Source organism: Evtepia gabavorous, from assembly GCF_003425665.1.
Taxonomy (GTDB): domain Bacteria; phylum Bacillota; class Clostridia; order Oscillospirales; family Oscillospiraceae; genus Evtepia; species Evtepia gabavorous.
In genome coordinates this window covers 1-12,216 of sequence record NZ_QQRQ01000037.1, presented here as the reverse complement: position 1 = coordinate 12,216, position 12,216 = coordinate 1, and the positions used below count along the sequence as shown (strand labels likewise).

Annotated in this window: 10 protein-coding genes; 3 read left to right on the top strand and 7 right to left on the bottom strand. The window is 61.3% G+C overall.

Going from position 1 to position 12,216, the window contains the following annotated elements; genetic code table 11:
* On the top strand, window positions 1-796 hold a 796-nt coding region (locus tag DV520_RS11465; protein WP_133308867.1), incomplete at its 5' end, for an NYN domain-containing protein.
* Between the two features lie 43 nt (window positions 797-839).
* Complete coding sequence (locus DV520_RS11460) at window positions 840-1,607, top strand: SDR family NAD(P)-dependent oxidoreductase (protein ID WP_117142948.1); 768 nt, start codon at window positions 840-842, stop codon at window positions 1,605-1,607.
* A gap of 721 nt (window positions 1,608-2,328) precedes the next feature.
* Here the strand turns inward: DV520_RS11460 and DV520_RS11455 are convergent.
* Window positions 2,329-2,949, bottom strand: coding sequence for a replication initiator protein A (locus DV520_RS11455; protein ID WP_165850107.1), 621 nt, complete (start codon window positions 2,947-2,949; stop codon window positions 2,329-2,331).
* 148 nt (window positions 2,950-3,097) lie between these two features.
* Entirely contained in the window at window positions 3,098-5,398 is a 2,301-nt protein-coding gene (locus tag DV520_RS11450; protein WP_165850106.1) for a cation:proton antiporter, read from the bottom strand.
* A gap of 221 nt (window positions 5,399-5,619) precedes the next feature.
* On the opposite strand from DV520_RS11450, the gene DV520_RS11445 reads away from it, so the two are divergent.
* A complete protein-coding gene (locus tag DV520_RS11445) occupies window positions 5,620-6,828 on the top strand; it encodes a GNAT family N-acetyltransferase (protein ID WP_117142943.1) in 1,209 nt (402 codons plus the stop codon).
* Between the two features lie 42 nt (window positions 6,829-6,870).
* Here DV520_RS11445 and DV520_RS11440 read toward each other — a convergent pair whose 3' ends face one another.
* The 5 genes from DV520_RS11440 to DV520_RS11420 form a co-directional block, all read right to left on the bottom strand.
* Window positions 6,871-7,740 (bottom strand): hypothetical protein, encoded by an 870-nt coding sequence (locus DV520_RS11440; RefSeq protein ID WP_117142941.1) that lies wholly within the window; start codon window positions 7,738-7,740, stop codon window positions 6,871-6,873.
* 114 nt (window positions 7,741-7,854) lie between these two features.
* Window positions 7,855-9,546, bottom strand: a complete 1,692-nt coding sequence (locus tag DV520_RS11435) for a recombinase family protein (RefSeq protein ID WP_005936058.1) — start codon at window positions 9,544-9,546, stop codon at window positions 7,855-7,857.
* Window positions 9,547-9,584: 38 nt separating this feature from the next.
* On the bottom strand, window positions 9,585-9,770 hold the full coding sequence (locus DV520_RS11430; protein WP_004849804.1) for a hypothetical protein: 186 nt from the start codon (window positions 9,768-9,770) through the stop codon (window positions 9,585-9,587).
* Between the two features lie 270 nt (window positions 9,771-10,040).
* Window positions 10,041-11,381, bottom strand: coding sequence for a virulence-associated E family protein (locus tag DV520_RS11425; RefSeq protein WP_009321442.1), 1,341 nt, complete (start codon window positions 11,379-11,381; stop codon window positions 10,041-10,043).
* Window positions 11,266-12,006, bottom strand: coding sequence for a CHC2 zinc finger domain-containing protein (locus DV520_RS11420; protein WP_014079457.1), 741 nt, complete (start codon window positions 12,004-12,006; stop codon window positions 11,266-11,268). Before DV520_RS11420 ends, DV520_RS11425 begins: the two co-directional genes overlap by 116 nt.
* Between the last annotated feature and the right edge of the window lie 210 nt (window positions 12,007-12,216).

The following is a 12,216-nucleotide window of genomic DNA, read 5'->3' as shown; positions in this document are numbered from 1 at the left end:
CTGCCACAACCAGAAGCAGGTGGTGGCCGCCGCCGGGTATGACCCGGAGGGCGACCTGGAGCACACCCCCGACTCGGTCTTCTGCGCCCACGGCGGGGGCTTTTCGGTGAAGTGGGACCAGGTCCCCCAGTACATGCACCTGGAGAGCGCCCTGCCAAAGCAGCGGGGGGAGGACCCCGCCCCGGTCCCCCGGGTGTACACCCGGAACCTGGACCTGGACGAGAAGGAGCTGGAGGCCATCTTCCTGCGGACCTTCGGCCCCCAGCGCCGCCGGGAGTACCAGTTCCTGGGTCAGGCCGCCCCCGCCGCTCCCCGGCGGACCATCGCGCCCCCCAAGCAGCAGTATCTCATCGTGGACGGTTACAACATGATCTTCGCCTGGGACGCCCTGAAGGACCTGGCCCGGGAGAACCTGGACGCGGCCCGCCAGCGGCTCATGGACATTCTCAGCAACTACCAGGGCTACAAGCAGTGCCGCCTGGTGCTGGTCTTTGACGGGTACAAGGTGAAGGGGAACCCCGGGACCACCTTCGACTACCACCACATCCACGTGGTCTACACCAAGCAGGACGAGACAGGGGACATGTTCATCGAAAAGCTCCTCCAGGAGATCGGCAGAAACTACACCGTCCGGGTGGCCACCTCCGACGGCCTCATCCAGCTCTCCGCCCTCCGGGCGGGGGTCCTGCGCCTGTCCGCCGACGAGCTGTGGCGGGAGGTGGAGTGGGTGGGCCGGCAGATCGACCAGGTCCTCCAAACCCTGAACCAAAAAGGCCGGCTGAGCAGGGATTCCTGACCCCTGTCCCGGCCATACTACCCCAAAGAAGGAGGTGGGCTGTATGAACATTGCCCTCATCACCGGGGCCTCCAGCGGCCTGGGCCGGGAATTCGCCCGCCAGGTCAGCCGGGACCCCCACGTTCAGGCGGTCTGGGCCGTCGCCCGGCGGGAGGACCGGCTGCGCCAGCTGGCGTCCCTGTGCGCCTGCCCGGTGCGCCCGGTCCCCCTGGACCTGACCGACCCCCAGTCCCTGGATGCCCTCCGGGACCTGCTGGCCCGGGAGAAGCCCACCGTCACCCGGCTGGTGTGCGCCGCCGGCGTGGGCAAAATGGGCCGGATCGACGCGGTCTCCCCGGCGGACAGCTTGGGGATGATCGACCTCAACTGCCGGGCCGCCGTGGGGGTGACCCAGCTGTGCCTGCCCTACCTCACCCGGGGCAGCCGGGTGCTGGAGCTGTGCTCCACCGCCGCCTTCCAGCCCATGCCCGGCCTGGGGGTCTACGCGGCCACCAAGGCCTTTCTCCAGAGCTATACGAAAACCCTCCACTACGAGCTCCTCCCCCGGGGGATTCACGTCACCGCTGTCTGCCCCTACTGGGTGAAGGACACCGAGTTCATCCCCCTGGCCCAGGATGGCAAGCCTGGGCAGTTCCGCCACTTTCCCCTGGCCTCCCGGAGCCGGTCGGTGGTCTCCCTCTCCCTGGCCGCCAGCGCCCTGAACCTGTGGGTGGCCACGCCGGGGATTGTCTGCACCCTGCACCGGCTGGGGGCGAAGGTGATTCCCCATGCGCTGCTGGTGCCGCTGATGGATGGGCTGCGGCGGGTGTGAGGGGCTGAGGCTTTCCCATCGCCGTTGACGGTGCCCTCCCGGGCGGGGGCTATTGTGGGTTTCTCCCGACGCCGTTGGAACGGCGGGGAACTTTGGCTTCCCAGCCGGGGCCCCATTTCTCTGGAGAAATGGGGGAAAGAGCACCAGGGGCCGTGCCCCTGGACCCCGCGGGGGAAAGAGTTTCTTTCCCCCACACCCCTTTTCTCTGGACTGTTGTAGAAGCGGCGTGAGTTTTCTGTCGGCCTACCTGGCCTGCGGCCTCAAAGACCAACGCCTCATGGCCCGCCCACCAGCTCGGGCGGGCGGGAGAAGTGGTTTGTTGACGGGAGGAAAAAGCGGGAAACCAAACGGTTACTTTCTGCCTTCTCCCAAAGGGTACCCACCCACGTCTCCAGCCCGCCCAGCCGGTGGGCGGGCCGTTACGGACCTTTCACTGTGAGGGCCGCAGGCCAGGTAACCAGTGAGACGTACAGCCTCCCCCCACACAACCCCACCAGAGAAGGGGGTCCCGGGGGAGGAACCTCCTCCCCCGGGGGTTCTTTCCCCCATTTCTTCCCAAGAAATGGGGCCCCGGCCGGGCAGGCCCCCGTTCCCCGCCGTTCCAACGGCGCCGGGGAAAAACCCCAGCGCCCCCACCCAAACCAAGGCGGTGGAAAACGCCCCTTCCCCCCGCCGCCCATAATAGGATTGGATTGACTCTTAGATTGACTAATTATTTTACTTATGGCCCAAATCCGGCCCCTCCCCCGTCCGGAATTGGACCGGGGGTGCCCGGAGACGACCCGGGGCCGGAACCGGACGGGGCTGTGGAAAACTGCCCGCCGCTCCGCTCCAGCGCCGCCAGCATCCGGCCAACGTCGTCGGTGGGGTCCAGCCCGCCCTCCCGGGGCGCCCAGGCCCGCTCCTCCCAGGGGTCCCGGACAGCGGGGGCGGGGGGCGGCAGGCCCAGGGCCTTCTCCCGCTCCCCCTCCACCCCGCACCGGGGCACCCGCAGGAAGATCCACCCGGCCTCCCCCTGGAAGGGGACGGTGCGGAAGATCAGCTCCCGCTCCTCCAGCTCCCGCAGCCACCGCTTGATGGTGGTGACCCCCTTCCCCAGGGCCAGGGCCAGCTCCCGCACCGGGAAGATCACGTACACCCACCCCTGCTTGTCCGTCCAGCCCGACCGCTGGGAGAGCTTTCCCCGGTCCAGCAGCAAGCCGTACACCAGCAGCGCCCCCGGGGAGAGCCCCCAGCAGAGCAGGCTCTTGGGCAGGGTGAGAAAGCCGCTGAGCTGGGTGTCCCGGGTGAAGGGACACAGGGCTTCGTTCCGGGCCTGCATGGGATATGGATAGTCTTTCATAGACATTCCTCCTCTCACCCTGGGGGAAACCCCGTCCAAAGGGGGACGTCGGCGTACACCTTTCCCCCAAAAAATTGTGCACAAAAAGACACCCCCCAGTCCGTACTTTCGTACCGGCTGGGGGGTGTCCCGATTTTGGGTCTTTTCTTCAGTCCAGCAGGCCCAGGCGCAGCAGCTTGCCGGCCATCTCCTGGGAGCCCATCACCCACAGCAGGTCCCCGTCCCGGAGGGTCAGACTGGGGTCGGGGCTGGGGATGGGCAGCAGGTCCCGCTCCAGGCCGATGAGCAGGGCGCTCCAGTCCCCTTTGATGCCGCTGTCCCGGACGCTCTTCCCCGCCTGGGGCATGGTTTTGTCCAGGCTCACCCCGCAGCACAGCAGCTGCTTGGCCTCGGGGATATCCTGCTGGGAGGCGATGTAGTCCTTGAGGGTCATTAGCTCCCCCGCCGGCGTAAGGCCCTCCTCGGCCCGCTGGAGGCAGAAGTTCTCCACCTGCCGCTGGCTCCCCATGACCACCAGCTGGTCCCCCCCTGCCAAGGCCACGTTCCCCTCGGGGATGTTCCAGTGGGTCTGGCCCCGGCGGACCTTCAGGACGCTCACGTGGTCCCGCCTGCCCCAGTCCAGGTCGTGGAGGGTCTTTCCCCCCTGGGCCCAGTCCGGGGGGCAGACCAGGGGGATCACATAGAGCTGCTGGGTCAGCCACAGGTGGACCTCCTCCTCCCCCTGGCCAAAGCGCTGGGCCAGCTTCCGCTCGTTGAAGTTGGCCAGGAACCGGGCCTCCACCTCCAGGTAGCGCCCGGCCAGCCGGTCCGAGTGGGTGGCCATCCAGATCACCGGCAGGGCCGCCACCGACATCCACAGGGGGCTGGCCTGGAAGAGGATCACCGCCGGGGCCGCCGCCAGCAGGGCCGCCGCCCCCAGGCGGAGGGCCATGAGCCCCGACAGGATCACCCGGTTGGAGACCTTCTCCAGCCACAGGGCTGTAAAATACCGCTTCTTCATCCGCAGCATAGCCGGCAGGAGGAAGGCCAGGGCCAGGTAAATGACCCCCGCGGTCAGCAGCTCCGCCAGCCACCACCGGGGCGCCAGCCAGTCCCCCAGCAGGGGCAGCAGCTGCTGGGTCCCCAGGAGGATGACCCCCACGGCCAGGACCCCGTACAGGGCAAAGGCCCTGCCATATCCCTGGAGGAACCGGGTCCAGTCCCGGCCTTCCTCCCCCTTCTCCCGTCCCCGGGCCTGACAGTACCGGTCCAGCGCCGCCAGGCACCGTTGGGGCAGAACCCGCTCCAGCCCCCGCTGGAGGGGACCGGCCAGCCGCAGCAGAAAGGGGGTGGTGAAGGTGGTGATCACCGACACGGCCACAATCACCGGGTAGAGGAAGGCCCCCGTCACCGACAGGGACTGCCCCAGGCCGGCCAGAATGAAGGAGAACTCCCCCACCTGGGTCTGGGCCGCCGCCGCAGGCAGGCAGACCCCCAGGGGCTGCCCCGCCGCCAGGCCCCCCAGGGTGAGGAAGAGGAGCTTGCCGATAATGGCCGCCCCCGAGAGCAGCAGAATGGGCCCGATATACTGGGCGATCATGGCCGGCTGGACCATAAAGCCCACGGAGACGAAAAAGACCGCCCCGAAGAGATGCTTGCAGGGGGTCACCAAATGCTCCACCCGCTCGGCATGGACCGTGCCCGCCAGCAGGGAGCCGGCCAGAAAGGCCCCCAGCTCCGTGGACAGGCCGATCTCCTGGGCCAGCAGGGCCATGAGGAAGCACAGCCCCAGGGAGAAGACCAGCAGCACCTCGTCGTTCATCAGCCCCACCAGCTTTTTCATCAGGGTGGGCACCAGGTAAATCCCCAGAATCAGCCACAGGGCCAGGGAGAGGACCAGCAGGCCGATCCGCTGGGCCAGGGCCCAGCCGCTGATGGACTGGGAGACGGCGATGGTGGACAGGACCACCATGGCGAAGATGGCAAGCAGGTCCTCAATGACCAGGGTGCCCATGGCCAGGCCGGCAAACTTCTCCTCCTTCATCCCCAAATCTTCCACGTTCTTCATGGTAATCATGGTGGAGGACATGGCCAGCATGACCCCCAGAAAGAGGCTGTTCATGGGGCCCCAGCCCAGGGCCAGGCCCAGCAGGACCCCCACGCCCCCCATGCCCGCCGCCTGGATGCCGGCGGATAAAAGCCCCGGACCCCCCACCTCCGCCAGCTTGTGCAGGGAGAACTCCAGCCCCAGGCCGAACATGAGGAAGATCACCCCGATGTCCGACCAGACCTCAATGCCGCCCCGGTCCTGGATGGTGGGCAGAAAATCCACCACCGGCCCGGCCAAAAACCCGGCCAGGATGTACCCCAGCACCGAGGGGAGGTGGATTTTCTTACACAGCAGGGTGGTTCCGGCGGCGATCACCAGGATGATGGTCAGGTCAATGATCAGGGCAGGAATCTCGTGCAATGGGACGGCCTCCTTCAATCCAGTCTGGGGACAGGGTTCCCCGTTTTCTCTCTGGTTATTATACGGACTTTGGGCCCCCATTGCAATTCTTCCCGGGGAAATTTTCCCCCCGCTCCCCTCTTCCGACCCGATTCCTCCTCTGCCTGAAATTGCCAAACGCCCGGAAATCTGCTACAATAAAGAATGGCCTTTCCCAGTAGGCCAAAGAAAGGATGGAACGGATGAACCAAAAACAGTTACACATGCAGCCCGTCAGCAGCCGCTACCTGGAGCAGTACAATGCTCTGCTGCGCTACGTCTTCCAGGTCACCGACCAGGAACTCAGCTCCGTGGGCTGGCAGGAGAAGGAATTCATCCGCGCCAAGTTCCCCACCATGGAAAAGGCCGACGTGATCGGCTGGTTTGACCGGGACACCCTGGTCTCCCAGGTGGCGGTCTACCCCATGCAGGCGCGCATTTTTGGCAGAACCTACGCCATGGGCGGCCTGACCGGGGTGGGAACTTACCCGGAGTATTCCAACCTGGGGCTGATGCACAAGCTGCTGGAGCAGGCCCTGACCAACATGCGGGCCCGGGGGCAGTATCTCTCCTACCTCTACCCCTACTCCATCCCCTACTACCGGCGGAAGGGGTGGGAGGTGGTGTCCGACAAAATTTCCTACGTGATCCAGGACTTCCAGCTCCCCAAGGCCCGCCAGGTGCCCGGCTACGTCCGGCGGGTGAAAACCGACAGCGAGGCCCTCAACCAGACCTACGCCCGCTTTGCCCAGCACACCCACGGGGCGGTGCTCCGGGACGAGCTGGCCTGGAATGAGTACTGGCTCTGGGACCCGGACGACATCATGGCGGCCATCTACTACAACGAGCAGGACCAGCCCGACGGATACGTCATCTACTGGATCGCCAACGAGGTCTTTCACATCAAGGACATGATCTTCAACAACGAGACCGCCCGGGCGGGGCTGTGGAACTTCGTCTCGGCCCACTTCTCCATGATCACCCGGGTGGAGGGGAGCACCTACACCGATGAGCCCCTGGCCTTCCTCCTGGAGGACGCCAGCATCACCGAGACCATCTCCCCCTACTACATGGGGCGGATCGTGGACTTTCCCCAGTTCATCGCCGCCTACCCCTTCAAGCCCGACGCGGTGGACCGGAGCTGGTCCTTCACCCTCACCGACCCCCTGCTGCCCTGGAACCAGGGGAGCTTCCGGCTGACCATCTCCCAGGCCGGGCGGGGGCGGGCCGTGCCCATCCCAGGTCCCTGCCCGGACAGGGTGAGCATCCAGACCATGACCACCATGCTCATGGGCTACAAACGGCCGGACTACCTGGCCAAGATCGGCCGCCTGCCCACCAGCGAGGCCACCATCGACATGCTGGAGGACGCCATCGAGCAGCAGACCCCCTACATCTCCGACTACTTCTAAGAGCAGCCGCCCCCGCCTGGGACCCAGGCGGGGGCGGCTTTTTCAGGGGGCGGCGGGGGCCTCCCCCACCAGGTCCCAAAACCGGGGGTCGGACCGGAGGAAGGCATAGGTGGGGTTGTCAGGGTCGGCGAGCTCCCGGAGGATGCCCGGCCGCAGCTTGGCCCCCAGCACCGCCCCGTCCTTCCGGGGCAGGTGGCGGCAGAGGGGGGAGGTTCCCCCGGGCCAGGGGGTCTCCAAAGACCCCAGCAGCCCCGCCAGCGCCGCCAGGGCCGCGTCCGTGTCCCGGGTCAGACAGGCCTGCTGGAGGCGGACCGACCAGCCGCCGTAGGGGGCGAGCTCCAGCAGCTGGCCCAGGGCCACGGCCTTGTCCGCCAGAGGGGCCAGATCCCCCCGGCGGCCCTCCCGGCCGGCCAGCTCCAGCAGGGCCAGCAGGGTGGTCTGGGCCCCGCTGGCCTGTTGGAGCAGCTGGTGCTCCAGCAGCTGTCCCGCCCGGTCCCCATCCCCCTTGGCCTGGGCCAGGCGGGCCTCCATCTGGGCCCGGTCGTACAGGGGCTGGGGGGGCAGCCGGTCCAGCAGAGCCTCCGCCTGGGCAAAGTCTCCCTCCTCCATGGCCCGGCCAAAGAGCATGGCCTGGGCCTGGCAGGCCACCGCCTGGTCCCGGCTCTCCGCCGCCTGGCGGTAGAGGGCCTGTATCCATTCCCTCTCCTCCGCCGATCCCTCCCGGCCCGCCATGGTCAGCACCCCCTCCAGGGTCAGGGCCACGTTGAGGGCCAGGCTGTCGCAGCGGGGAAACTGCCCCACCTGGGCCCGGGCCAGGGCAAAGGCCGCCTGAGGCCCCTCCTCCGCCGCCTGCACCAGGCGGCCCAGAAAGGCCGCGATCTCCTCCCGGCCCATCTCCTGCTGAAAGGACAACAGCCCGTTCAGGTCCGTCCCCAGCAGCCGGGCCAGGGCGGGCAGAAGGGTGATCTCGGGAAAGCTCTCCCCCGTCTCCCTTAATTAAAGATATTGTTGGGTAAAAAAGAAAAGTCAGTCGATTTTGCCGATGAAGCGGTAGTAGATTTCTACTTCCTGCTCACGGCTTCCGTCCTCGCCCTTGACAGCTTCGTGGACGGTTATTTTTTCAATTAGAGTGTTCAGAAGTTCGGCGGTCAGCTCCACAGGGTTGACATACTGTTTCATCAGGGCAATCCACTTTTCAGCATCCGCTGCGGTCTGTACGGCGGCTTCCATCGTTTCGTGAAGCTGTCTTATTTTTGTTTCAAGCTCCTTTTGCTCGTTCTGGTACTTCTCGGACAGCATATTGAAGTTATACTCGGTTATGCGTCCGGCAGACCAGTCCTCATACATTTTAGCAAACAGCCCGTCAACCTCGGCTTTACGCTTCTCTGCCTTTTTCAGCTCCGCAGCCTGCTTTTTCTTCGCAGAGTTTCTTTCCCTGTCGCTGGCATTGAGCAGGCGTTTCAGCAGCTTGTCCTCGTCTTTCTGTGCCAGCATAGACCAGTATTGCAGTCTTGCAAGCACATAGGCATACAGTACATCATAGCGGATATAGTGCATGGAACACTGGCGTAATCCCTGCCCGTTCTTGCTGCAATGGTAGTACCCGTATGGGTTCTTATTCTGCTTGTTTTCCCCATAGGCTAAAGACCATCCGCAGTCTGCACATTTTATCAATCCTGCGAAAATCTGTGTCGTACCGTTTCTGCGTTTCCTGCGTCTGCTTGCAATCAGCTCCTGAACTTTTTGGAACACTTCTTCAGAAATGATGGCTTCGTGGGTATTTTCCACACGATACCATTCTTCCTGCGGCTTCCGCACCTTTTTCTTGTTCTTGAATGAAATGTTGCTCTGCTTGTTGTGAATGCTGTGACCGATGTAGGTTTCCTCTTTCAAAATGCTCTTGACCTGTGCTATCGTCCACGCATAGGCTTTTTCTGCGGGCGCACCGGCGTAGATATTGGCGAAAGTCCCGTATCTTTCATAGTTCAGCCAGCCGGGGGTAGGTACTTTTTCCTCCACCAGAATCCGTGTAATGCTGGCGGCTCCACGCCCGTGTACAGCAAGGTCAAAAATCTTCTCTACAATCCAGCGTGTTTCCGGGTCGATCAGAAGATGACCTTTTTTGTCCGGGTCTTTTACATAGCCCAGCGGTGCATAGGCTCCATAGTGTGCGCCATTGGCAAATCTTGTGTGCATGGCAGCCTTGACCTTTTTGCTGGTCTGTCGGGCGTGCATTTCATTCAGGATGTTTAAGAACGGTGCAAGCTCGCTTTCTCCGTTGATGGTGTCCACATTGTCATTGATGGCAATGTAGCGTACTCCCTTGCTGGGGAAATAGATTTCCGTGTACTGACCGGTCAGGATATAGTTTCTTCCCAGACGGGATAAGTCCTTTGTGACAACGCAGTTGATTTTCCCGTCTTCGATGTCATCAATCATCCTTTGGAAACTTGGACGCTCGAAATTTGTCCCACTCCATCCGTCGTCAATGTACTCGTCTACAACGGTCAGCCCATGCTCTGCGGCATACTGTCTAAGCATCATGCGCTGGGTCTGGATACTGCCGCTTTCCCCCTGTAATTCATCGTCACGGCTCAATCTCAAATATAGTGCAGTGTTATAAATCGTTGTATTGTATGGTTGTTTCACGGTTAAAAATCCTCCTTCTAAAAGAAACAACCCACGCTTATACAATACTCGCTGGTACAAGTATATCATAAGCGTGGGCTGATTGACAGTCGTTATTCCGTATTTTTTCAGGAAGCGGCGGCAGCGTGCTGGATCACATCTTCCAGCAGGCTGTCAAGCGGCTTCCCATCCTGTGCGAAATGCTCCGATACCTTGATACGGACTTTCCCCATGACAAAATACTGGGTGCCGTCTTTTTCGGTAAGCAGGGTGCCGCTGTTTTTGTTATTGCTCTCGTTTTTGCTTTTTGCCATAGGCAGTTACCTCCATAAATGAAATATGCCCGACAAGGGAATGTCAGACAGGTGTACAGCCGCAGACTGTCTCCGTGTCAACCAAACCGTGTCAACCGGCAGAAAAGACTTTGAAAACAATCCATAGGCGCTCTATTATTACTTTTTACTTTTTCTTTGATTTCTTGGTTGACATGGTTGACAAAGGAGAGAAATGCCCCAAATATCAGGCTTTTCCCCGTCAACCGGCTGTCAACCAAAGCGTCAACCAAACTGTCAACCGGTGGCTTTTCAGAATGGAAGTTCCATTTGCCGGGCTTCTTCTTCCGTGATTTCCTGAAAACCGTCCCCCTCCGGCGGAGCTTGGTTGACACGCTCCCAGCCTTTTTGAGAACCGTATTTCTTATACCGCTTCGGGCTTTTGTAGGCTACCCAGCCCTGTATGATGCCGCCCGCAATGCCGGTATTCATAATCTCGCAGATTGCCCGTGTCTCCCAGTCTGCCGGGGAATTTAAGTTCCCCAGCGCTTCCTCATAAAGCTGCTTGGAACATACCCTGTCGCCGGTGTAGTCCTCCAAATAGGCGTAGATCATGCCGGCCTGTGTGTCTTCCTGCATAAAGTCCTGCTGGTGGGCGTTCAGGTATCGGTTCATTTCCATGCTGAATGACAGCTTATACTTCCCACTGCGATAAACCGTCATGGCTTCCGCCCACATCTGTTCGATATACGCCCTCGCCGCCGCTTCATCGTCCAGTATGTGAACCTCCGCCCGTTCCGGGTACACCGTCACGGGGAGAAAGCGCCGGTTGCCGGTGCGGTCACGGGGCAAAAAGTCCTGCCGGTTGGTCGTCCCTCCAAATACACATTGCCGCAGCCGGTCTGCCGGATGTGTCTCATACGGCACTTTGTAGGTTTCTTTCTGGCGGCTTAAGAATGACTTGATTTCCTCAATACTCTTGGCGTTGGCTGTGGCAATCATCTCCGACATCTCGATAATCCAATGCCCTTGCAGCTTGCGGTACACATTTTCATCGTCCAGCTTTTTCAAATCGTCTGAAAACCATTCGTCCCTGCCTGCCAGCAGCCGGAAAAAGGTAGATTTCCCGGCTCCCTGACCACCAACCAGACAGAGCATGACCTCAAACTTGCTCCCCGGTCTGAATACCCGCCGGATGGCTCCCATCAGGAACAGTTTCAAGGCTTCATAGGTGTATTCGTCCGTATCGGCTCCCAGAAAGTGATGCAGGGCGTAACGGATGCGCTCTGTGCCGTCCCATTGCAGGCTGTTCAGGTAATCCCTGACTGGATGGTAGCGGTTTTCATTGGCAACAATCTTGATGGCGCTCTGCACCTTTTTCTCGCTGGTAAGCCCGTAATTTTCTTCCAGATACAAAAGCAGGTAGTTCATGTCCATGTCGGTCAGCGTGGTACTGGTGCGCTCCCAGCCCAGCGGCTTCACAATGTCAATCTGCTCCGTCAAAAGGTTCAGGCGCAGCGCCCCGCGAAACAGAGGGTCACGCTGGAACACCGTCAGGCAGTTTCGGATGCTGTTCTTCACGCCGCCTTTCTGCGTCCCCTCTAATGTTTCCCGGATTTCTGCCGGTGTCTGCGCCGGTTCCATTGTGTCCATCGTCCTTTTGACCGCTTCCTGCGTTTCCGGCGGCAAGCTCTGAAATTCGCTGTTCAAGCCGCAACACCTCCTTTCCCTGTGCGGCGATCAATGCCGCTTTTTCTTCTATTTCTCCGTATAACAAAATATCCAAAAGGTATTCTGTGTAGCTTATCCTCTGCAACGCTTCCACAAAAAGAGGATGCCAGATGGCATCCTGCGGCTGTGGGGCGTGTGCTGTTTTCCAATGCTCCAGCAGGCGCAGATAATCGCATAGCACCCGGAAACAATACCGTTCCGTTTCCTGAAATCTCTGCTCCGCTGATTTTTGTCGGGGCTGTGACCTGTTGTGACGCTTCCTATCTGGCGGCGCATTGCCGGATTTCTCATAGGAAACGCCGAAGTCCTCCGCAAGCCTGACCGCAGCTTCCCGTTTCCCCAATCCATGCAGCAAAGCGGCAAAGTCGATCACATCCCCGGAAGCCCCGCAGCCGAAGCAGTAAAAGCGGCTGTCCACTTTCATGCTGGGCGTGCGGTCATTGTGGAATGGACAGCAGACCATGCCGTTTCTCCCCACCCGGATTCCATAGAATGAAGCAGCCTGCCGGGTGGTAACAGACTGTTTCACCGCTTCAAATACATTCAAATGCTCCCTCCATAAAAATACTGGTAGCGGTAAAGCTGCCGGTTATATCATAGCTCCATCTCATGTTTCTTTCTCTGTACTGCCTGTGGCTGCTCCCTCCGGCGCAGTGCGGTATCTACGGCGTTCTGCACCTGCCGTAGCCGTATGACTTCCTCCCGGAGTGGCTTGTGCTGCGGAGACAGTTCGGCATACTCTGTTTTTAACTGTGCG